Below are 22,222 nucleotides of genomic sequence, written 5' to 3'. Positions count from 1 at the left end.
GGACAAGTCACCACCTGTCATTTATATAGGCTGGCTAGCGGCGGATACGAAGCCGTCTTCGACCTTTCCGAACACGCACTCCCTGCTTAGATCCGCGTTTACGTCTTTTCACCCGCAGCATGGTCTTACGAGATAGACGCCGTTTTTTGCGTAACCTGCCTCGTAAATACCTCTTTAGTCTGCGTCTCACTTTGCGCCGCTTTGGCAGTGGATCGCCTTTAGGAAGATCGTGGAGCACCTCATCGGTAACTCGTCTGACCACACTTACTCCAAGCGACCTAAGCTGACTTGGGCTGATCGCACGGCGATATATCATTCCATCACGGATAAAAACATCGTGCGAGCTCCCTTGGATCGCATAGAACAGACTTGGTTGGGCCATTATCAACTGAACAAATAAGTGATGTAGTCTGGCTCGGCACTGCTCTATGCCATATACTTGCTGCACCGCCAGTGCATTGCTCTCGCCTACCCTTTTCATTTCTGCCGGATTATGCAGTAATCCAGTTATAATGTCCGTAATATGCGCCACACTGCCCGGTTCAGCAGCAAAGGCTGCATTGCCAGTCGCCTCGGCAATTTCCGCAAGTCCACCTGATCGGTACACAACTACCGGTTTTCCAAAAATTAATCCTTCCAATGCTGTCATCCCGAACCCTTCAGGTATCAAGCTTGGTATGACTACAATATCCATGGCGGGATATATCCGCTGCACAATGGGCTCAAATCGAATGTGCTGAAATCGGCCTGCATAGGAAGATTCATGAATCTTCCGCAAGCAATGCTCCATGTAGCCTTCGTCTACAGGATCACCCAGGATGACAAAGCGCACCCTTTCATCGATTGCGCACAGTCGCAGCGCCATTTCAACAAAATGTTCCAGTCCTTTGTTCCAATTAATAGATGAGGAGATATAGCCAATCAGGACCTCTCTGTCCGAAAGACCAAGTGTAGTACGCTGCTCACATCGATGGTGCAGCCATGTTAAAGGCTCTAACGCAGCCATATGCCAGGAAGGTGGAAGTACATAATGAGGAGGAAAAGGACCTTGTGGAAGAGCGGAATGCGGCAATGGATATAAAGTCGTATGTGATATGCCAATAACCATATCTGCATACGAATGGACAATCGCAGCGGCTTTGGAGGTAAATTCATTGTCTGTAATGACTTCTGTTATTTGCCATAATATAGGAATACCCAACGATTTCGCCGCCAAGGCAGGAACAACGTGTACACTTGTGTTTGTTAATACATAATCCGGTTGTATATCCTGCAATAAACGAACAAGCGCTCCATACTCAGCTTGATGCCTGAGTTCCTCCAGTTCGGCATCCATCGAGGGAGTGGGATGAACCATGGAGTAAAATAAAGGACAGGGCTGAACGCGATAAGCAATGCCAGCCTCCCAAGCTTCACGGGCAAGTATGCCCTCCTGTGGAACGATAAGCACGCAATTGTAGCGAGGAGATAATTCACGAAGCAGGAACAAGAGCAGCTTCTCAGCTCCTGTAATATAAGAGGTGTTGCACAAGTGGGAGAAACAAACGATCGTTGGTTTCATTTGTAAGTGCCTATTCTACCGACAGTCGGGGAACAGGAGCAGGTTCACCTCCTTCGCCAAGAGTACTACAGTATATTAGTCCTCCCCAGCTGCCGGCACGACTCATGAACCTCATACAAGCGTACATTTTATTAAATACAAAAATACACATATACTATGCTGCATTCATAGAAGAATCCCCTGCCTGTTTTGGCTTGCGTATTTTTTCCAACGGAATCATCACAAGCGGGATCACCATAAATAACACTAAACTTACACTTGGCCAAATACGAGAATCCCACCAGATCTGATAGGACGCACTAGAATACATAATAAACGACCACACCAAACATATAACCATCCAGGGCAGCGCATATATTTTCTCATCATCTACATTCATAACGTGCTTAAAAGCTTTAAGCCCAAAATAAAAGTAAATAAAGCTTTTAAAATAAAGCGTAGTCAGCCATAAAAAGGCCATAAACACTTCAATACGCGTAATAAAGTTGCCAATATTAATACGCTGTACCAGCATATAGCTTGGAAAACTGGATCTCGCTGTGTTCTCCCATCCCAACACAAAAATACAAGCCAACGTAATAATCGTTAACAAGCACCCACTAATAGCAGTACCAGCAATGATCGCACGACGCTTGCTCTTGTCGTCACCTTGAATACGAGGGTACAAGGTCCAAAATGCAAAAAATGTAAATACCGTGTACGCAACATAATGGAAGGCTGTTCGGGTATATGCTGCTACGTTGGCCTCCAGCAAGGGCAAAAGGTTATCTAAATCACCGTTAGGTACAGCAAACATGATCATGGCTACGTACATAGTAAATACAATCACAAAATATATTTCCCCCGCTCTGCATACGGCGCGCAGACCCAATCGTATCCCTAATAGAATGGGGATCGCAAATATAATTTGCAATATTTCACGGGGCGTCTCCGGCATAATCTGCGTCACAAGGAAGGAGCCTGAATAATAAACAAGCGAAGAGGTCCCGCAAAGGAATGAGATAATTCCGTAAGCCATAACCAGCGTATTCCCAACATATTTGCCAAAAGCGTGCTCAAATCGCTCAAATACGGTCATATGGCTGTGGTTACCAATCCATCTTAAATACGCCCACGCCACAACAATACTTATTGCCACACCCATAATCGTTCCAATCCAACCATCCTGCTCAGCATGATAGGCCGCGGCGGAAGGCACAAACAATACGGATGAGCCTACTGTAAACAACACGACTAACCACATCATCTGTCTGACGCCGATCATATCCTTTTTCATTTTCGCTCCATCCTTTCAAGTGGGTCGACAACCATTTGGCTGATCGGATTAAATGCTCTGACAATCAAGTCATTCGGGTTAGCCAACGGAATATGTAAAGCGTATAAAGCCATGTACGCAAAGCTACACGCATACAATAACCAGAATACGACTTTTTCCTTACGTGGTTTGGGTGATAGCCGCGGCATCTCAATCCATATGAATATCAAAGCTGCGACCAACACGGCAATAATGTTTACATTCACGGCCTCATCTCCTTACTTTGGTAATTCATGTACGTATTACTCTGTGTACCCGTCTGATGGATCTGGATACGTGTGGTCAGCTTCACAGGAACAGTGGGAAAAATGTCCACCCATTGAGATCTAATCTTTTTCCAATACTTAGGATTACTCCGATGTATGGCTTCTCCAAAGCCGAATATATCGGATTTATATTTTTGCTGGACATGGGAGACAACATTTTTTAGCATGACTAACAGGCTCTGCTCCAGTTCCATTTCAAGTTCCTTCATATATTCAATGTTCGTAATGTCTTTATTACACGATACGTCTGAAATGTTGACGTCCAGCTTCACCTGCCCATAAATGACCGGTTGATTGTTTTCAAATTTTGCTTTAATATGGCTGCTGCTCTTCATTATCTCAATCCCAATGTTCCCTTCCTTCGAACAAGGGATGACACCGATCGAGCTTTTGACATTGCCTCTTATATAATTGTAGCCTTTACTATCCGATTCATTGAGCCACCCAATAAGCTTGTCGTTTCGAAATACCCCTAGAGTGGTATATGTATTCATCGTAAAATCCGAGGACTTGTTAATGTTTTCTACGCTGTTTTCTTTTGAATCAGGATGGGTGACCATCACCCCAGGGAGTACCGGGTTAATACCAGGTTTTAATGTTTGCTGAATGAAATCGTTCATCAACACCCCTTTGGTAGGTGCCCAGCTCACTTCCGATATCTCTAGGGAGGAGTACAGATTCTGCGCAGGCATCGGTTCCATTGGTGAAATAATTTCAAGCACATGCTTGGCTGTTGTATCCTTCGCAATAACTAAGTAGAAATCGCCTCGCATTTCATGATCACGCGATAAATCGAGCAATCTGCTTATGCCTTGCTTTGCCACTTCCTCACTTATAACAAGCATACGCATGTGAGATAAGTAAACTTTACGCGGCAGTTCTGTCGTCATTTTGCGTAATGCTTCTACAAGCGTGCGCCCCGTCTTTTGGATGACAATCACCGGAGCTGCGGTCCGATTCCCGCGTTTAGCTGCGATTGCACTTACGTTTGCAATTTGTGCACTTACTTTTACCGTTCCATCTGGTGAGCTATCAATGCCAAGAGCAAGCGCAATCCCAAGCGTATTCAGCTCTCTTCGGTTCCAACAAGATGTCAGCACCAAGGTCATAATGATGAGAACAATGGCTGCAGTCGTTCTTCTGCCCAGCGGAGCCACTTGCCGTGACATTGCAGAACCCTCCTTTTATTACTAACGATTGTCTTTCATTCTCTTATACCGCTCTGACTGTTTCGGAATCGTGTTTGACTCTGGTGGACGACGGTACTGATTCGTATTCATGCTCACCGGACGCTTACGCATCATCCAGATGGGGACACGAAACAATGCATCTTTCTGATCGGAACTATGAAACGGGGCAAATGGCGACATGTACGGCTTACCGAACGACTCCATATTGCACATGTAGAGCACAAGCACCATAATTCCGACAAACAAGCCGTAAAATCCAAACACGGCCGCTAGCCCCATAAATACAAAACGCAGCGTACGCAGAGACAGACCTATCTCTGCATTCGGAAAGATCATGCTAGTAATCGCAGTCACGGAGACGATAATCACCATTACGGGAGAGACTAGATCTGCATCGACCGCTGCTTGTCCAAGTACAAGCGCACCAACGATTGAAATCGCGGTTCCAAGAGCCCGCGGCATCCGCACTCCCGCCTCATACAGAAGCCGGAAAACAAACTCCATCACCATCGCCTCCACAAATGCAGGGAAGGGTACACCTTCTCGTTGAGCAGCAAGACTAATCAAAAGGGAGGTGGGAATCATCTCTTGATGAAATGTCGTCAGTGCAATATAGACGGCTGGTGTGAGCAGTGTCGCTACAAAGGAAACAAATCGCAGCAGTCTCGTCAATCCATAATCGTTACGATGATAGTAGTCCTCAGCGGACTGCATCATTTCTGAGAATAATGAAGGTACAATTAATACAAATGGTGATCCGTCAATAATGATAATGACCCGTCCCTCCAACAAAGCAGCAGATGCGGTATCCGGCCGTTCGGTATTGTTGACGGTAGGGAAAATGTTTAACACTCCATCTTGAATGAATTCTTCTACATAGTTGGATTCCAGCACACCGTCAATATCGATCTGCTTGACACGCTCAAACAGTTCCGTTAGGACATCCTGATCTACGATATGTTCAATGTACATAATCGCAATGGCAGTCTTGGTTACTTTGCCCAGTTCCAATGACTCCAGCCGGAGATCGGGATGCTTGATACGTCTGCGCAGCAAAGCAGTGTTCACGCGCAGCGTCTCGGTAAATGCCTCTTGCGGACCTTTAATGACAGTCTGGGAAGTAGGCTCATTAACGGCACGATGTTCATAACCTAACGTGCATACGCTGATACCGTCAGCCAATCCGTCAATCAAGATGACCGTCTTGCCATCAATAAGAGCGCTCAAGAGCGCTGGGACATGATGGAACGTCTGCACATCACCAGTTGTTATACCTACGTAACGAATCCACGTGTCAAAGCCAATTTGTTTCGGATGCGGATAGTGCTCGACTGCAATCTCCATTCGTTCTACAAATGAATCCATCAAGTAATGGACCAATGTAGCGCTTATTAGACCATCTATAAAAATAAAAGAGATATCCCATTCACGTTTGCGTCCTACTTTCATCTCTCGCACAACCAGATCTGTACTGTCGCCAAGTGCTGCACGAATGCTGCGGATGTTGTCAGACAACTTATCGCCGAGCGGCTTGCCGCCTTGTGACGGTGTACCTCCCGCATTCTGATGAGGAGAGTAGACTTGCGAGCTGTCACCTGTGCCATCTATGGACCTATGTGTACCTGATTCATCTCGCATCTGAAGTCTTCACTCCTTGTTTATGAGGGCTGGTTTCCCTTATTTTTGTTTTGGTATTCCCCAATGAACATTCATTCATTCGCCGTAATACATATCTCCTGCTGAAAAGGTGAATAATTAGGCATTACACCGTCTTTTTAGTGAACAAAAAAACACCCTTTCACAACGATAAAAGAGTCTCTCTTTCATCGCGGTAAAAGGGTGCTCGGCACCGTATTAATACCCGCTCAACTATATAATGCTATTGCAACTCCTACCATCTCGTTACTGAAACGACACAAGAGATGTATGCTGGCAAGCTGTATGCAGATCACGCCAAATATGATTAAGCATTGAATGCTCCATAATCGCGCCCATACCCATGTATGGAAAAATACTGTCTACTGCCGCTCTGATCGATTGCGCCGCAGCCCTCGCTTGCAAACTAACTTCACGCTCCGACTCCTCCGTCACAGTTCCCAGTTCTTTAAGCTCTCTCCATGACATGTCCACATGAAACATGAATTTTCGTGCCGCTTCCTCGTAAGCGCAGCGTCCTTCCGCAATCAATTGCTCCGTAAAGGCAACACGTTCCGGCTTCACTGCATGCCAAGCATCTCGGCTTCCAGCTGCCATACGCTCCGCCTCATCCAAAAAGTGCCGTCCAATACCAAGTGCAACAGCCGCAAAAGTAGCTGCTGCAAATGCAGGGAACGGATAACGATACGTAGGATGCTGATAAGCACCATATGGCTCCACTAGGCTAAATGTACGCTCAGCTGGAACAAATGCCTGCTCAACCCGAATCGTATGGCTATCTGTAGCCTTAAGCCCAAATGCATCCCAATCCGATTCGATCTGAACCTGATCAGGCATAAATGTAAAAGCCCTCATCACAGGCGAAGCATCTGCTGATTCCGCATCATCGGATGCACCTTCAATAAGTGCATTTGCCGTAAACATCGTTGCATGCCTTGCTCCGCTGCAATACTTCCAAGTGCCGCTCACCCTATAACCGCCCTCGACTGCTGTGGCACGGCCTGATGGATAGCCGCTTCCTGCAATGACCGCCGCAGGTTCACTGAACAACGATTGGCACACGCCCGGCTCCATAAAAGGCACAAAGAATCCACCACCTGCCCCAATCGTTACAGTCCATCCAAAGCTGCCATCTATCCATGCAGACTCTTCAAATATCCGCAGCGCCTCAGGCAGATCAGCCATCCTGCCGCCAAGCTGCTCTGGAACAAACATCTTAAACAAACCACGGTCTCTAATCCAATCTAGAAATTGGTCATCAACCGTGCCGTTCTTCTCCATATGGATCGCTCGTTCGCGAATACAATCAATCTCATTCTTGCTCCATAGCTGTGCTGCTCTGTTCATGCTTCCACCTCTCAGTTGTAAATAGGCTCTATCCTAGAATGAATATCAAGGCTAATCTATGATTATTCTACCATTATTTTCACCTTGAATATAACCTTTTACAACTGCTGTAAGACCACTCCCGCAAACTGAAAACGATCCGTTTATCCTGGCTTCCCTTTCGCCCATTCGATCTCGTTCATGACGAGCACATCCATATGCCGAGACAGACGCATCAGCATTTTCATTTGTTGACGCTCCATTCTCCGCTGCTTTCTCCCTGGCAATCCAACGATAAGCTGTGTCGTAAGCTGTGCATCCGCAAGCTTTACGGCCGTACTCGCCCATTGTTTGCGTAATACAGGATGGTACATCTCAAATGTACCACCTAGCCGCTCTGCCAGCGACTTAATCGATTTCATCCCTTTTTCCTCGATCTTGCTTCGCCCCATAATAGGCAGGCAAGCAACAAACAATTCCGCCTTAAGCCGATGTGCAATACGGAATCCATGTCTTACGAGCCGCTCCGCTTGCGTATTTGGCTCAATACAGACGAAGATTACTTCCTGTCGGCGCCAGGGCCCCCGCAGCAATGCCCTTCGCTCCCATGATTCCAGTCGCTCGTCAACATCGTCCGCAACTTCGCGTAAGGCGAGCTCACGCAAGCCGATCAGATTAGACGTTCGAAAAAAATGATCTAACGCCTGATTCACTTTATCTGCGGAGTAGATCAAGCCGCTCCGCATTCGCTCCTGAATCGTATGAGGAGTGACGTCGATCAACTCCATCTCATCCGCAAGCCGTAATACGCCATCTGGCACCGTTTCCCTTACTCGCACGCCTGTTAATTGTTCCACGGCATCGTTCAGACTCTCAATATGCTGAATATTGACTGTTGTCATGACAGATATGCCTGCTTCAAGCAACTGCAGGACATCTTCATAGCGCTTGTCGTGTTGACTACCTGGCATATTCGTGTGCGCCAGTTCATCTACCAGAACAAGTTCGGGCCTCAGCTGCAGCAATCGCTCTGTGTCCATTTCTTCTAGGAACCGTTCGTTATATGCGATCTTGCTTCTTGGTATAAGAGGTAACTGGTTAATCTGGGCTTTTGTCTCCTTCCGTCCATGCGTTTCCAGCAAGCCAATCACAACATCTACCCCTTGTTCGAGCAGACGATTGCCTTCCTGCAGCATCTTATACGTTTTCCCGACTCCTGGAGCCGCACCGATAATGATCTTAAATCGTCCACGTCGAAGTCCGTCAGCCTTCGCTAACAGTTCAGCCTGTGTCCAGCGTTTAAAAGGAGGATGGGAATGACTGGATTGAGAGCGTACTGGAAGGATTCGCTCCCCCTCTTTCATCGAACGGTCAGCGACAAAAAACAAATCCGTGTGCTCAACCTCTTTCAGCAAGCCATTAATTAGAGAACCGTTCCAGAACTCCTGCCAGCGAGTTTGCCGCGAATGACCTAGTATAATCCGGGTCATGCCGTGCTCCCATGCGTATCGCGCAAGCAGTCGAGCCATGCCGCTTCTGGATGAGGAGGCTGTTTCCTCCCATGAAGCACCAAGCTTGGCTGCCAGCTTTTTGAGTGAACGCCTGAATGTCGTCTGTATAGGGGTAAGTGCTTTCTTCGGATGTACAAATGAAATAATAAACAGTTCTCCGTTCAATCGTTTGGATATCTGATGTCCCCTTCTGACATGAATAGATCCGTTCCATCCATACTGCGCCAGCACAAGAATACGTTCTGCAACACCGGAAGGACCACTTAATCCAAGCTCTTGCCGGTGCTGCTCCAATGATCCGTTGACATCACTTGCAAGCGTCCGCAGCGCCAATTCACGGAGGATGCTCAGCTGGCTTCGCTCAGATACAAGCTCTTTGCGTGTGCTGGCACGTGCCTCTTTTCCTCTGCCTCGATGATGCTGCCGCCGTTCAATCAACGATTCTGCAGACACGTCAAGGAGGCGGACTTCGTCTGCCTCCTTGAGCACATCGCCAGGAATGGTCCAAATCGCATCGATTCCCGTCATTTTTTTCGCTTGTTCGCTTACACGCTCATCTTCATATGCGTTCATCGTAGCAATAACACTGATGCCCAGTTGAAGCAAATATCGGACGTCCTCCAGCCGTGTAGCACGCTCTGCCCCCGACCGATTCGGCTGAGCTAAGCCGTCCACAAGGACGATATCCGGTGAACCCGCTTGAATTTGAGTCATATCCAAATCTTCCATCCGCTGTCCATTCCATTCCCATTCTATAGAAGGAATACGGGAAATGAGAGATGACGCAGGCTCCTGCTCAGGCGAAGACGTTGCCCAGGCTACTTCCAGCCCCTGCTTGATTCGCTCTTGTCCCTCGCGTTCAAGCTGTGTTGTCTTGCCCGCACCGCTTGCTACCGCCACGAGAATACACAACCTGCCTCGCTGCATCTGTTCAATAAGCTGAAGCAGCACTTCTGGTGAGCGTCTACGATAAGCATCACTTTCTTTCATCCTCATCCCTCCCGAACCGCAGCCTGTACTATAACATTCCTTTATTCCAAAAGTATGAATGAGGAATGAGCTCCATATAATCCTTCAATTGAACCCCTGCGTCTATACACGCAAAGCATGAATATCTGTGCCTTTTTCATCTTGAATATCTTTTATATTTTCTATATGTTTTTTATTCTATGTCGCTTTCATGTTTCACATCTATTCCTTCTAACCCTCTATACGCGCTGTATCGCCCTTCATTTCTCCTTGAACCGCCAAATTTAACAGCAGCACGTTCACACGCGGTTCACCGAAAATACCCAGATCAGCAGACTCGGTATACTTATCTACTAGGTGCTGTACCTCCTCTAAGGACAAGCCGGCAGCTTTTGCAACCCGTGGTAATTGAGCTTGCGCCGCCTCCGGGGAAATGTGCGGATCAAGACCCGAACCCGAATTCGTCACCAAATCAGCAGGCACCTTTGACAGCGGCACTTCAGGGTTGTTCTTACTCCAATCTGCTGCAAACTGTTCTACTCGTGCCTTCAAATCTGGATTGGAAGGCGCAAAGTTCGGTGACCCAGCTCCTACTCCGTTATAGTCAATGCTTGATACACGTCCATGGAAATACTGTGGTTCTGTAAAAGTCTGACCAATCAGCTCGGAACCAATCGCTTGCCCTTTGGCATTATAAATGAGGCTGCCGTTTGCTTCTTTCGGCAAAATAGCTTGTGCTATTCCCGTCATCAAGAGGGGATATATCAACCCGCATAACACAAGCAAGCCGAAACTTGTACGGATGATGGTGCTGATGCCCCCGCCATTATCGGCGGGAGAATCTGTATGATCTGACTGTTGTAAATGTGAACTCATGTAAATACACCCTTTCTAAATGCCTAAAACTTTAAACTGATCGGCTGCTCAATTTGCCTGTTTGCTTATTCTTATTTGCTTATTAACGAACGTAACTATGCAGCTTGTTTGCCAAATCATTCTTAATCCGCTTAATATCAGCTTGCCATCTTATCGGCACATCCGTTAGCTGATTGAGAAGTTACATCCATATTCCAAGCACCATATCAATAGCCTTAATTCCTATAAACGGTGCAATCAGTCCGCCTAGTCCATAGATCAGCATATTGCGACCAAGCAGCTTCTCTGAGCTCATTGGCTTGTATGCTACCCCTTTCACGGCCAGTGGGATCAGGAGCGGGATAATGATCGCATTAAATACGAGCGCAGACAGTATCGCTGACATCGGCGAGTTTAATGCCATGATGTTCAAAGCAGAAAGCTGCGGGATCGCAAGCATAAATAAAGCAGGTATGATCGCAAAATATTTGGCTACGTCATTTGCGATACTAAATGTAGTCAAGGCACCACGTGTCATCAGCAGCTGCTTCCCAATAGCAACGACTTCGATAACTTTGGTCGGATCAGAATCGAGATCGACCATATTAGCAGCCTCTTTAGCAGCTGTTGTACCGCTGTTCATCGCAATCCCTACGTCTGCCTGTGCCAAGGCTGGCGCATCATTTGTGCCGTCACCCGTCATTGCAACCAGCTTGCCCGCCGCCTGCTCTTGACGAATAAGCGCCAACTTATCTTCTGGTTTGCTCTCTGCGATAAAATCATCTACACCCGCTTCCCGCGCAATCGTAGCAGCTGTCAGCGGGTTGTCGCCTGTACACATCACCGTACGAATCCCCATCTGACGAAGTTGCTCGAAACGCTCGCGCATGCCTGGCTTCACTGTATCCTTCAAATAAATCACACCATAAATATGATGATCGACTGCAACTGCCAACGGCGTTCCACCTGCTGCCGCAATCGCTTCGGTCTGTGCATCTAAATCAACAGGAATAGATCCGCCTTTCTCTTTCACCCATCGCTTCACTGAATCTACGGCGCCTTTGCGCACTTTGCGACCATCCGTCAGATCAATGCCGCTCATACGTGTCTCCGCCTTAAACGGAATAATCTCACCTTGTTCACTCAGCTGAGTGTCGTAGCTCCAACCCTGTTTATTTACCCATTCGACAACAGAACGTCCTTCCGGTGTCTCATCCAGATGAGAGGATACCGCTGCCCAGCGTCCAAGCTCTTCTTTTGAACCGCCCCCAACCGCATACATATCGGAAGCAAGACGATTTCCATAGGTGATCGTACCCGTTTTATCCAAAATAATAGTATGAATATCGCCGCAAGCCTCTACTGCCTTCCCTGAAGTCGCAATGACGTTAAAGCGTGTAACACGATCCATACCCGCAATCCCAATCGCAGACAGCAGCCCCCCGATAGTTGTTGGAATCAAGCAAACTAGTAAGGCGATAAGTTCAGCTACATTTAGTTCAATGTTCAAATACTGTCCAAAGAAAGGTAGTGTTACCACTACAATCAAGAAAATAAGGGTTAGACTAATCAGTACGGTGTGCAGCGCCAACTCATTTGGCGTCTTTTGCCGTTCAGCACCTTCAACAAGCGCGATCATTCGGTCAAGGAACGATTCGCCCGGATCGCTCGTGATACGAACACGAATCCAGTCACTTACGACCCGCGTGCCTGCTGTCACAGAGCAGAAGTCGCCTCCTGCTTCTTTTAACACTGGTGCCGACTCGCCTGTAATTGCAGATTCGTCAACTGATGCCAAGCCTTGAATAACTTCCCCATCCCCCGCAATGGTCTCTCCTTCACGGACAATAATAAGGTCTCCTTTACGCAGCGTTGCAGAGGATACACGAACCGTGCCTGATTCTGTCACTTTGTTCGCCCACATATCTTTCTTGGTTTGCTTTAAGGAGTCCGCTTGAGCCTTACCCCGCCCTTCTGCCAGAGCTTCCGCAAAGTTGGCGAACCATACTGTAATAAACAATATAAAGCTCACTGATCCGTTGTACCACCGAGCGACAGGTGATCCAAACGCATCTGGAACTAAGGTTAAGAACAATGTGATGACAAATCCGATTTCTACAATAAACATCATTGGGTTTTTAACCATTTGCTTCGGATTAAACTTGCGCAGTGCATCGATAGATGCCTTTTTGACTAATGCAGCTTGAAACATACCTTTTTGCGCTTTTATATGAGAACGTCCGCTTTCCGTGTCATACGGAACCGACGAATTCGTGGACTGAACCGTTTTCATGTCTTTCTTCCTCCTCTTAAGCCGTACACATTATTTCCACAACGTTAGATGCTCCGCCACAGGTCCAAGCACAATGACCGGGAAGAACGTTAATGCCCCTACGATAAGAACCGTTCCGACGAATATCGCTCCAAACATCGCTGTATTGGTTCTAAATGTACCGCTTGTTGCGGGAACAGGCCGTTTTCTTGCCATAGACCCCGCGACAGCAAGCAATGTAATCATCGAAATATAACGGCCGAAGAACATTACAATCCCTGTGGCAATGTTCCAAAACAACGTGTTATCGCCAAGTCCCTCGAAGCCTGAGCCGTTGTTGGCAGCAGACGATGTAAACTCATACAAAGCTTGTGACAAACCATGATAGCCTGGATTCGATATCGTCTCAGGATAAGCAATGAGCGCAATCGCAGTTGGTACAAGAATGAGCAATGGATGCACGATCAACGTGACTGCGATTAGCTTCATTTCCCGACTTTCAAGCTTCCGTCCCAGAAACTCCGGTGTACGCCCAACCATCAGGCCGGACAAAAATACGGCAATCATGGCGTACATCAACACATTGACAAATCCCACGCCGATACCGCCAAACACCGTATTCAGCATCATGTTAGCCATCGGTATAAGTCCACCGAGCGGTGTAAGCGTATCATGCATGGTCGCAACCGCTCCTGTCTCGGAAGCTGTCGTGACGACGGAATACAAAGAAGATTGCACCATGCCAAGCCGCTGTTCTTTGCCTTCCATGCTCGGGCCATTTATGCCAAGCTGATGCATCATCGGATTACCCACATGCTCAGAAGTAAGGGAGAGGCCCAGCATCGTGATAAACATGACGGACATCGCCACAAACAATACCCTGCCTTGCTTCGCATTCCCGACCATTTTTCCGTATGCAAACGGCAAGGAAGTCGTTACCAGCATCATTAGAATCATTTGCAGCGTGTTACTGAGTGCATTTGGATTCTCGAATGGATGCGTCGAGTTCGGACCGAAGAAACCACCCCCGTTGTTGCCCAGCTCTTTAATGGACAATAATGAAGCGACAGGACCCCGTGCGATCTGCTGCTCTGCACCTTGTACTGTTGTTACCGTCTCCGTCGGGCTGAGCGTCTGCGGAACACCCATCGCAACGAATATAATGCCTGCCACTACCGCAATCGGAAGCAGGACACGCGTAATCGAGCGAACTAGATCCACAAAAAAGTTGCCAAGTGGCTTGCCTGCCAGACCTCTCATAAAAGCAAATACAATGGCGAGACCAGTTGCCGGCGAGGTAAACATCAAGAAAATAATGCCGATCATTTGTGAGAGATAGGATAACCCTGTTTCTCCGCTGTAGTGCTGTAAATTCGTATTTGCCATAAAGCTGATCGCTGTATTAAACGCAACCGAAGGTTCCATGCCTGCAATGCCGCTCGGATTTAGCGGCAGCACTCCTTGCAGCCGGAATATTGCATAAGTGATCACAATCATGACCACGTTGCTTAGCACCAACGAACCTGCATAGGCTTTCCAGCTCTGGTTGGTCTCTCGGATGCCAAACAATTTGAATAAACCTCTGTCAATTGGACCAAGCACTCGATCCATCGGCAGCGGCTTTCCACCGCTATCAAATACACGAGATAAATAGATGCCGACCGGACGTGCCAACACCAATACAATAAGTAATGTAATGCCAATAGACAACCAACCTAAACCTGTCATTTTTGTGTTCCACCTTTCAACTATTTACAAGGAAGTCGTATCCCTAGAATTTCTCTGGCTTTACAAGTGCGTATCCCAGATAGAGAAACAGTGCCCCTACCAGTACACCAAGCACGATAATCATCTTTGTTCACCTCTATATGCACGAGTCAGCCCGTGCGATGTTCATGGCATTAGCCATGACTAATGATCAACTTCTGTGGAGCACCAGGACAGCACCCCATACGTTACGACGCCTAACAATACAATTAATACAAGCATAATGACATCGAACATATGCCAACTCCTCCTTTGAGCCTTGGTGCTAAGATGTGCTCACCCTTCAGAGACGGTGCTTTACCTTGCAGCATGTTAAAAGACAACACAAAAAGCCGCACGGAAAGAGGATCCCTTTCCGTGCGGCTTCTTAACACGCAGCTAAATAAAACGCAAGCTGCGAATCTCCACAACGAAATAAGGCTGCCTCTATGGACGCTTACGAGGTTAGCTGACGGATTCGGGCGCATGAGTCGCCCTACTGGCCAAAGGCCAAGATTCACCCCTCGCACAGCAGCTTCTCCACTTTCGAAGCACTGTGCTCTAACATTGGGTCCCCCGTTCCCTTCTCAGGGATTCAGCGATGAGCATTGCCCAAAGCTTATCAATTAGTCGAGCCGTTCGAACTGATCGCACCAGAACCTGCTGTAAATAAGTTACTGGTGCAGCTATACGGTTGAACGCTGCTCGCTGTAAATCAATTCGGTCAGCAGAAAGGATACTTGATCCGACTGCGTGTACACAACCATATCCGCGCCTAGCAGGCGGTAAATGGAACGTGGAAAATGCTGCTTAGTTATGACCGTAATCGGGTCGTACGTCCATGCTCGGCATTGCTGCAGCAGACGGCAAGTCAGCGCAAAGCTTTGCTCGAATACGTATATACGTCCAACTGGTAATAACGGAATCTCGGCTGCTTTGGTCCGAGATGTGTTTACGTGCCAAATGTGCTTGACACCAAGTTTCTCCATTCTTGCCGAACATCTCACATTGTTACTGATGGCTGCCACTGGCAAGCCTGCGCCGCGCAGTTGGCGGACAAAGTCAGCCCCCATCGTGTTCGGAGCGAATACGGTAACGATTCGGTCCGTGTCTTGCATTTCACCATACCTCCTGAAGTCCGTTACTTTCATCATTCGGGTAGAGGTTGGTCAGTATGCGCAAATCGGTCTAGCGCGCCTCTCCTCGGACGCTTACGAGGTTAGCTGTCGGGTTCGGAATCGAAGAGTCGCCCTACCGGTTGCAAAGTGACATCCCCTAACATTTAGCATGGATATAACCTTTACCGGATTCACCCCCTGAACGCAAATCAATCTAATTCAGCCGCAATCGGTTGTTATGACGGATTTGCCTTCTCATTGTGGTTCCCCCGCTCCCGCCTTCCGGCGGAACTCAGCGATGAAGACGCAACGGATATTGTTGTCGTCGATGAACTGAATCTTACGCCTTTTTATGTATGTATGTAAATCAATTCGAACGTTCATATTGTTCCAAGCATGACCAAATGCTGGATATAATCATAATCAATCATCGCAAATCCTATCATTTACTCGTCATATCTTTAATTATCTTCATTCGATTGGATAACAGTAGCATTTTAAAGTAATTTCGATAACAATATGGATTTAATCGCTTTCTTGGCAAAATTTCTGTCATGATTAATCTATTACTCGTGTCCTGTTCAAGCTTCCATTTACAGCTCATAGCTCGCTTTGATGCGTTTGCATAAGGCATGCATAGGCGGGATTTAGACTACACTGCCTTTTCGTATGGCTATATCAGCGCATACACTAAAGCCGCCTGAATCGAGTACGTTCAAGCGGCTGTCTCATGTAATTTTTTGGGATCCGCGGGAACATCAGTAGCCAAAAAGAGTACCCAAAAGCTGATTCATCCGATTGGCATACGTATGCTCACGCAGCGTTCTTTCAAGCCCGCGCAGCGCAATCTCACGCCGTTCTCCTTCATGGTGCAAATAATGCTCCATCTTTGCAAGCAGCTCATCAGGCGATTGGTAGGTCACAATCTCGATACCAGGGGTATAAAAGCTAGCTAGATCACTGCGAATGTCTGTCAATTGCAGTGTGCCGCAGCAAGCAATTTCAAACGTCCTTGGGTTCGGAGAGGAGGCAATAATCTGACTGGAATTGCTGTTCACCGTCTCGTCATCGTGAGATCTGTGCATATTGATGACAATTTTGGTCATGTTGTACATATCAGCTGTTTCTTGCGGAGTCATCCAACGACCAAGATCAATCTTGCCCGTATAGGAGCTAAACTGTGGCAGTCGATCCCACCACAAGCCTGAAAAGTATGCGTTATACTGCATCATTCGATCTATAATCGATTCGAAAAAACGTACTCTGTTCCAGTAGGCTGAACCTATAAAACAAACATCGCGGCGCCCCGGTGTAGGTGTTGTCTTCGGCAAAAAATGGCCTGGATACACCGCAAACGGCAAGTAATGAACACTGGGACAGCCAATAGATTGATAATAGCTGACACTGTTGATTTCTAACGTAAACACATCGCTGTAATGCGGCACGATAGCAGACATCATATCCGTATAATACGGATCGTCCGTCAGCCATACGGCTGTGCGAATGCCTGCTGCCCGCAGTTCATCAAGCTGGCCGATTGGAAGCTCCATGCCATCCAAGGCGATGATAATATCCGGCCTTAAGGAGGCCGCCGAAGCTGCAACGGCATCTCTCGGCCCGATGACCGTCACCTTCCCCACCATCTCCTGAAGCGTGCTGACTAACGCATCATCAATTGGAGAGTATGGGAAGCCCTTGCCTGAGGTAACGTACATGACATGTATAGGTCGATGAGGAATTTGCGGGCGTATGGTCTTCACCAGCATATCCGCACGGCCACGAAGGTATCCATCCTGGTATCCTTCATGCAGACCGCGTAATCGTCCACGCCTGCGAGCAACGGTTATCGATGTCACGCGTCTGTGTCGATATGATTTCCTCCGTGAGCGTGAACCGGGCATCTCCTCACTCCTTTGTTGTTACTGTCGACCGTGAGCCAACCAAACTTTGGCTGTATCGAGGCCAACACCATACTTATTCAACCACCAATCTTTCATAAATCATAACGATCATCATCTATCTACTCATTTGTCATCCAATCAAACCAAGTTAGTCTGTTCCTCGCCTTCATAACGACAAGTGATTGTTCCTGAAACCTCAGCGCTTGACATTAGCGACACCCGCCTGTACCAATCATGAGCAGCAACTAGCAACGAATCACAACTGGTGCCGAATAATGTGTGCAGTCAAATCACTATATGCCGCTAGACCGACTGTCTTATGGACTTTTGTCGATATCGATAGAAATAAGGCTGTTGCCTTATGCACAGCCTTCCATAAAAACAGCCTGATATCGCACGAGGCACATATCAGGCTATTTTCCCACTATACTTGCCCGGCATAAGCTAACTGGTGTCCATCCTCATATCCTTTTGCAAAGCCGCTGTTAAAGCCCTCGTTGTATGCTGCATCATAACCTTGTTTAAAGATGATCCCAGATGATCCCATTCTTCTTCTACCTCGCTTACGCTTTGCCTTAATACCACCCTTACGCTTGATTAGTCGGCTTTTCCCTGCTCGTCTGACGCGCAAGCGGCTTGACGCTGCTCTGCCAGGCTTACTTCTCGTTCTCTTCGAAGCGGACTTACGCTTTCGGCTGCGGCTGTCTTTCTTCAATGTGCTTCTCCTCCTGCGCTCCCTTGGGGGCCATATATTTCAACATGACAAACTGGATTTAGCCATGGTATTTCGGGGGTTCCTTTATTTAGGCTGCGCGGCCTCCAGCCAGTCACCATATGGCATAAAGCATGCTGATGCTGCGACAGCAAATGAATGTTGTCGTACATTAGTTTTACTTGCACCTCCGAATGTGCAGACACATCTGCCAACTGCTCAAGCAGCCGCGCCAATGCAATCTGACTCCTTGTGATCGCTTCAACCATCGCAACTTTGGCTTCATTTTCACGATGATCATGTGCTGTCGACATCACATGATAGGCAGCATTGCTCCCTTGAGTAGCTTGATTTGTTTTATTGTTCATTGCAGCCTATCCCCAAGTTCAAATTCTCCGAACGCTCCATCGGAAATACCATCGCCGTGTCCTCCGCTACCCGCACGATGAAATATCGTCTTCATATTTCTAGCCAAGCCCTGCTGCAGTTTGGTTAGTCCTTCTAATACTTCAATGACTTGCTCATGGATTTCAAGAGCTTCTTCTATCTGTTCATGAGGTGTCGCTGCTGGCTGGTGAGTGAAGTGATTAAGCATCCAATTGCGGGATTTCTCAGCTTCCATTGCTTTTGCTTCGAGAATCATCGATATGCTCCACTGCATGTCAGCCATAGCCTCCAGCATTTTTGTCATCGCACGTTCCCGACTCACCCATCAATCCCTCCTCACCTCATCGAGACACCGTTTATAAGACGCACAAGTGTCTACTCAAGCCTCTCCCTGCGCGTTCTCATTTTGCAGCTCGATCATAATCTGCTCCAATTGGTCAGCAAGAGCATGCTCTAGCTCCGCAATGCCATTCAAATAGGCAATCAAATTGCGGGATAATGCCATCGATTGCTCTTTAATGTCCCTTACTCCGTGAAGTAATTCCTGTGTATCGGGCAAGACATGAATGACCTGCGAATTGCGAACGGCTACATGACGCTCCGCATCCAGAACTCGCGCCATCTGCTGCTGCGTATGTGACAAGTGCTGCATCGTATGATTAACGGCATGATTAACGGATTCATTATTAGGATGCATGTTTGTCCCTCCTTTTCTCTCAGACCAGTTTATTTATGGCAATAGTACCTGGTGCACAAACAACGTCAGAACTTCCTCATACACAACATATGCCGTTTGATACGGCTTCGCATACGGCTGATTCGCCCAATTCATAGCATCACCAGCATGTACAGTATAATTTCCTCAACAGCAGCGCAAAGAAGCATAACCAGCGCATTGACACCGGTATGCTCCTTCACCTTATATATGATAAGCATGAATAACTGGCGCAGCAATAATAGGAATGCCCTCATGAAGCTGCAGGCGTTCAACCTCTGTTCGATGCGTTAATCGACCTTCGAGCTGCCAGCGACTCAGCGCATGTCCGCTAACGACCTCGCGGTACGTATCCCCTTGACGTTGATACCATCTGCCTGTCTCGGTTGTAAACATACCGCCATCGGGAATCGTTCCATCTGCTGCTACTCGTTCATGCCACTTCGCCTCTGCAGCGGAAGCATCCATCACGTCACCAGTAGGCCAACCGAGTAAGTCAACTTGTGACAATTTGACTACAGGTACACCCACATGTCCCCGCAGTGGATGCTTTGCCCCTTGTTCCACCCAATATACCGTCTCGCTAAGTCCAGTCACCGCCACATGCGACGGATAAAATGATTGGGATCTAAAATGCTGAACAATGCTTCCTTGTCCGTCATATATTCGTGGCTGCATCTTTCGAACCCAATCGCGGGGGTCAGCCCACTTAGCGCTAAAAAATGCGGCGTTCTTATCATTTACAACCTGAAACTGATCGCCGAGTGCCCTCATACTCTGACTGCCGTAGTGATGAATAAATGTATCTCTTGCAACCACCAGCTTGCGGCCATTTATGAGCGCTCGTACAACGTAATCCTCATCTTCAAAATTTCCGATCTCGAAACCTTCATCAAAGTAGCCATTTGCATCAAAAAACGCACGATTAAATAAGAAACAAAAACCAACGATTCGATCAGTATGCTGCCACAGTTCCGGATTCGAGACGTTATGTTTGGCTGCAAATGCTTGCATATCTTCCACACGAGTATATGGAACCTCTATTTGTTGTTCTCCGCTAATATAGTTCGTAACAGGCCCTACAATCCCGATGTTCGGGTCACTATTTAGACATAGCAGCAAATTACTCAACCAATTGGGCGTCACGACAATATCATTGTTTAACACACATATTGTCTGTCCTTTTGCCATCATCAACCCTGTGTTGACAGCACCTGCAAAACCTTTGTTGCTCTCGTGAACATAGTATCGAAGCTTTCCTGCCATTGAATCGAGGTAAGAAGCGGCACCGTCCGTTGACGCGTTGTCAACAACGATGATTTCATGGGGAATTGGCGTATACGCCTGAATGCTGGAGATGCATTGCTGGAGGAGATCTAACTTATTAAAATTCGGAATAATAATACTCGTGCCTTCCAACCGGGCTTCATACTGCTCTTGACCAGCACGAAGCCCTTCAGCATATCCATACGCAAACCCTCGCTCATAGCGCACCCGCCTTCCATGCACGGACTTGCGTCTAAAGCCCCTTGCTTGACGCTTGACCGCACGCGGTTGGCGATCCGTATTGATGCGAGTTGTTCGTCGAAGATTAGCCATCTTCTTCACACCTCCGGTGTAGTCTGGAATAACATGGGCAACTCATAGAGGATGTTCTCTACTTGCAATTTTATTAGCCAGATGACCGAAGTCTATGGCAACTTTGCCATACTGCGAGGCAATGCGCTCTGCAAGGATCACCGCTGGAATTCCTGCCGCTACCAAGGCAAAATCATATTGGTGAGAGCCAGCTTCCTGCATCACTCTAGGAATATCCCTCACACCTATCACGGGTGCAATAAGCCCCGTTACCGTAATACCATGCTGTTGGAGCACTTGCGAAAGCTCTTCTGCTACATTGCCGATCACGAGTACGCGTCGTCCCTGCATCAACCGCAGCAAAGAGCCCTGCTGCGCCAACATGTAGTTAACAGTTGAATAAGTTAACCGCATAGCACCAATAGACATGCCATACGAGCGGAATAACGGATGTACCAGACCTTGAAAATTGGGAGATTTGGCTGTAGGAATGCCAACAAAAGTTGCCTTGCGCACAGATTCGGCCAATTGCTCTCTATACTCATGGTCTGGCACTTCTATTCCAGAGTAAGGCAGAAAAGGTCCTTCTCTTTGCACCAAGGCGGAAGAAAGCACACGGTCATGCGCTAGAGCAAGCAGTTCGCCATCACCAAGCCGGACCAACGACATTGGCCGCCGTTCATCTAATGCTTGGATCATTTCCGCTAAAATCGTCTGTGGATCGACCAATGGCTTCAACAAATGCTTCACTTGTTCGAAGCCAAGTGCAATAACATGTTCTACCGGAATGTCAGGAAGAATGTGATCTTCTGGTACGAGGCCAGCAAGTACGGCCTCTCCACCTTCGTATTTCCCTTTACGGAACCCGTCCTCATAAGCGATGCTTCGCTCTGCTTCAACGATATCTGGCGCAGTAACAGGCTGAAGTGGAACTTGCTTGCGAGGTCGCATAGCGCGACGCCACTTCTTCTTGCCGCGCTTGAGCCTACGCTTGCTCCTGAGTGGACGCGCGCCAGGTTTAAGGCGCGCATCCGAAGCTCCTTGGGGGTGGTTACGAGTACTCTGCTTTCTGCGGTGAGCATGAACAAGGACTTCATCGCTTGGATGACTTGCAGATGTGTTCGCTTGAGAATTCCTCCTCATC

19 protein-coding genes and 2 riboswitches are annotated in these 22,222 nt (G+C 47.6%); all 19 genes read right to left on the bottom strand.

What is annotated here, in order from left to right; all coding sequences use genetic code 11:
* Positions 1-34: 34 nt before the first annotated feature.
* Positions 35-1,561 carry a glycosyltransferase family 4 protein gene (locus MH117_RS21980; protein WP_239332503.1) on the bottom strand — a complete coding sequence of 509 codons (1,527 nt, stop codon included), beginning with the start codon at positions 1,559-1,561 and terminating at the stop codon, positions 35-37.
* Positions 1,562-1,715: 154 nt separating this feature from the next.
* Positions 1,716-2,837, bottom strand: a complete 1,122-nt coding sequence (locus tag MH117_RS21975) for a GerAB/ArcD/ProY family transporter (protein WP_239332501.1) — start codon at positions 2,835-2,837, stop codon at positions 1,716-1,718.
* Positions 2,834-3,082 (bottom strand): hypothetical protein, encoded by a 249-nt coding sequence (locus tag MH117_RS21970; protein ID WP_239332499.1) that lies wholly within the window; start codon positions 3,080-3,082, stop codon positions 2,834-2,836. The genes MH117_RS21975 and MH117_RS21970 overlap by 4 nt, the downstream gene beginning before the upstream one ends.
* Positions 3,079-4,311, bottom strand: a complete 1,233-nt coding sequence (locus tag MH117_RS21965; protein ID WP_239332497.1) for a Ger(x)C family spore germination protein — start codon at positions 4,309-4,311, stop codon at positions 3,079-3,081. The genes MH117_RS21970 and MH117_RS21965 overlap by 4 nt, the downstream gene beginning before the upstream one ends.
* Positions 4,312-4,332: 21 nt before the next feature.
* Positions 4,333-5,970, bottom strand: coding sequence for a spore germination protein (locus MH117_RS21960; RefSeq protein WP_239332495.1), 1,638 nt, complete (start codon positions 5,968-5,970; stop codon positions 4,333-4,335).
* Positions 5,971-6,234: 264 nt separating this feature from the next.
* Positions 6,235-7,335: an acyl-CoA dehydrogenase family protein gene (locus MH117_RS21955; protein WP_239332493.1), complete on the bottom strand. Its 1,101-nt coding sequence runs from the start codon at positions 7,333-7,335 to the stop codon at positions 6,235-6,237.
* Positions 7,336-7,478: 143 nt separating this feature from the next.
* A complete protein-coding gene (locus tag MH117_RS21950) occupies positions 7,479-9,815 on the bottom strand; it encodes a histidine kinase (RefSeq protein ID WP_239332491.1) in 2,337 nt (778 codons plus the stop codon).
* A 210-nt stretch (positions 9,816-10,025) separates the two neighbouring features.
* On the bottom strand, positions 10,026-10,670 hold the full coding sequence (kdpC, locus tag MH117_RS21945; protein ID WP_239332489.1) for a potassium-transporting ATPase subunit KdpC: 645 nt from the start codon (positions 10,668-10,670) through the stop codon (positions 10,026-10,028).
* A gap of 181 nt (positions 10,671-10,851) precedes the next feature.
* Positions 10,852-12,861, bottom strand: coding sequence for a potassium-transporting ATPase subunit KdpB (gene kdpB / locus MH117_RS21940; protein ID WP_239332766.1), 2,010 nt, complete (start codon positions 12,859-12,861; stop codon positions 10,852-10,854).
* A gap of 111 nt (positions 12,862-12,972) precedes the next feature.
* The gene (gene kdpA / locus MH117_RS21935) at positions 12,973-14,649 is read right to left on the bottom strand and encodes a potassium-transporting ATPase subunit KdpA (RefSeq protein ID WP_239332487.1); all 1,677 of its coding nucleotides are present in this window, start codon (positions 14,647-14,649) and stop codon (positions 12,973-12,975) included.
* Positions 14,650-14,692: 43 nt separating this feature from the next.
* Entirely contained in the window at positions 14,693-14,773 is an 81-nt protein-coding gene (gene kdpF, locus MH117_RS26885) for a K(+)-transporting ATPase subunit F (protein WP_350338994.1), read from the bottom strand.
* A gap of 334 nt (positions 14,774-15,107) precedes the next feature.
* Positions 15,108-15,278, bottom strand: a riboswitch (cyclic di-AMP (ydaO/yuaA leader).
* Between the two features lie 75 nt (positions 15,279-15,353).
* Positions 15,354-15,785, bottom strand: a complete 432-nt coding sequence (locus tag MH117_RS21930) for a hypothetical protein (protein WP_239332485.1) — start codon at positions 15,783-15,785, stop codon at positions 15,354-15,356.
* A gap of 74 nt (positions 15,786-15,859) precedes the next feature.
* A riboswitch (cyclic di-AMP (ydaO/yuaA leader) is annotated at positions 15,860-16,093 on the bottom strand.
* Between the two features lie 450 nt (positions 16,094-16,543).
* The gene (locus tag MH117_RS21925) at positions 16,544-17,641 is read right to left on the bottom strand and encodes a CgeB family protein (protein WP_239332483.1); all 1,098 of its coding nucleotides are present in this window, start codon (positions 17,639-17,641) and stop codon (positions 16,544-16,546) included.
* Between the two features lie 469 nt (positions 17,642-18,110).
* Positions 18,111-18,401, bottom strand: a complete 291-nt coding sequence (locus MH117_RS21920) for a hypothetical protein (RefSeq protein WP_239332481.1) — start codon at positions 18,399-18,401, stop codon at positions 18,111-18,113.
* Complete coding sequence (locus MH117_RS21915) at positions 18,398-18,766, bottom strand: hypothetical protein (RefSeq protein WP_239332479.1); 369 nt, start codon at positions 18,764-18,766, stop codon at positions 18,398-18,400. Before MH117_RS21915 ends, MH117_RS21920 begins: the two co-directional genes overlap by 4 nt.
* Positions 18,763-19,107 carry an alpha-helical endospore appendage domain-containing protein gene (locus MH117_RS21910; protein ID WP_239332477.1) on the bottom strand — a complete coding sequence of 115 codons (345 nt, stop codon included), beginning with the start codon at positions 19,105-19,107 and terminating at the stop codon, positions 18,763-18,765. Before MH117_RS21910 ends, MH117_RS21915 begins: the two co-directional genes overlap by 4 nt.
* A gap of 57 nt (positions 19,108-19,164) precedes the next feature.
* Positions 19,165-19,482, bottom strand: a complete 318-nt coding sequence (locus MH117_RS21905; protein WP_239332475.1) for a nucleoside-diphosphate sugar epimerase — start codon at positions 19,480-19,482, stop codon at positions 19,165-19,167.
* A 222-nt stretch (positions 19,483-19,704) separates the two neighbouring features.
* On the bottom strand, positions 19,705-21,099 hold the full coding sequence (locus MH117_RS21900) for a glycosyltransferase family 2 protein (protein WP_239332473.1): 1,395 nt from the start codon (positions 21,097-21,099) through the stop codon (positions 19,705-19,707).
* A gap of 42 nt (positions 21,100-21,141) precedes the next feature.
* Positions 21,142-22,221 carry a GT-D fold domain-containing protein gene (locus MH117_RS21895; RefSeq protein ID WP_239332471.1) on the bottom strand — a complete coding sequence of 360 codons (1,080 nt, stop codon included), beginning with the start codon at positions 22,219-22,221 and terminating at the stop codon, positions 21,142-21,144.
* Between the last annotated feature and the right edge of the window lies 1 nt (position 22,222).

Origin of the sequence: Paenibacillus sp. ACRRX (genome assembly GCF_022346885.1) — a bacterium.
Taxonomy (GTDB): domain Bacteria; phylum Bacillota; class Bacilli; order Paenibacillales; family Paenibacillaceae; genus Paenibacillus_B.
The sequence above is the reverse complement of the archived record's forward strand: the minus strand, read 5'-3'. Positions and strand labels throughout refer to the sequence as shown.

What these genes read in the sequence shown, in the direction of transcription:
- MH117_RS21980 (WP_239332503.1), bottom strand. Translation starts at nt 1,561, where the DNA reads ATGAAACCAACGATCGTTTGTTTCTCCCACTTGTGCAACACCTCTTAT.
- MH117_RS21975 (WP_239332501.1), bottom strand. Translation starts at nt 2,837, where the DNA reads ATGAAAAAGGATATGATCGGCGTCAGACAGATGATGTGGTTAGTCGTG.
- MH117_RS21965 (WP_239332497.1), bottom strand. Translation starts at nt 4,311, where the DNA reads ATGTCACGGCAAGTGGCTCCGCTGGGCAGAAGAACGACTGCAGCCATT.
- MH117_RS21960 (WP_239332495.1), bottom strand. Translation starts at nt 5,970, where the DNA reads ATGCGAGATGAATCAGGTACACATAGGTCCATAGATGGCACAGGTGAC.
- MH117_RS21955 (WP_239332493.1), bottom strand. Translation starts at nt 7,335, where the DNA reads ATGAACAGAGCAGCACAGCTATGGAGCAAGAATGAGATTGATTGTATT.
- MH117_RS21950 (WP_239332491.1), bottom strand. Translation starts at nt 9,815, where the DNA reads ATGAAAGAAAGTGATGCTTATCGTAGACGCTCACCAGAAGTGCTGCTT.
- kdpC (WP_239332489.1), bottom strand. Translation starts at nt 10,670, where the DNA reads ATGAGTTCACATTTACAACAGTCAGATCATACAGATTCTCCCGCCGAT.
- kdpB (WP_239332766.1), bottom strand. Translation starts at nt 12,861, where the DNA reads ATGTTTCAAGCTGCATTAGTCAAAAAGGCATCTATCGATGCACTGCGC.
- kdpA (WP_239332487.1), bottom strand. Translation starts at nt 14,649, where the DNA reads ATGACAGGTTTAGGTTGGTTGTCTATTGGCATTACATTACTTATTGTA.
- kdpF (WP_350338994.1), bottom strand. Translation starts at nt 14,773, where the DNA reads ATGATTATCGTGCTTGGTGTACTGGTAGGGGCACTGTTTCTCTATCTG.
- MH117_RS21930 (WP_239332485.1), bottom strand. Translation starts at nt 15,785, where the DNA reads ATGCAAGACACGGACCGAATCGTTACCGTATTCGCTCCGAACACGATG.
- MH117_RS21915 (WP_239332479.1), bottom strand. Translation starts at nt 18,766, where the DNA reads ATGAACAATAAAACAAATCAAGCTACTCAAGGGAGCAATGCTGCCTAT.
- MH117_RS21905 (WP_239332475.1), bottom strand. Translation starts at nt 19,482, where the DNA reads ATGCATCCTAATAATGAATCCGTTAATCATGCCGTTAATCATACGATG.
- MH117_RS21900 (WP_239332473.1), bottom strand. Translation starts at nt 21,099, where the DNA reads ATGGCTAATCTTCGACGAACAACTCGCATCAATACGGATCGCCAACCG.
- MH117_RS21895 (WP_239332471.1), bottom strand. Translation starts at nt 22,221, where the DNA reads ATGAGGAGGAATTCTCAAGCGAACACATCTGCAAGTCATCCAAGCGAT.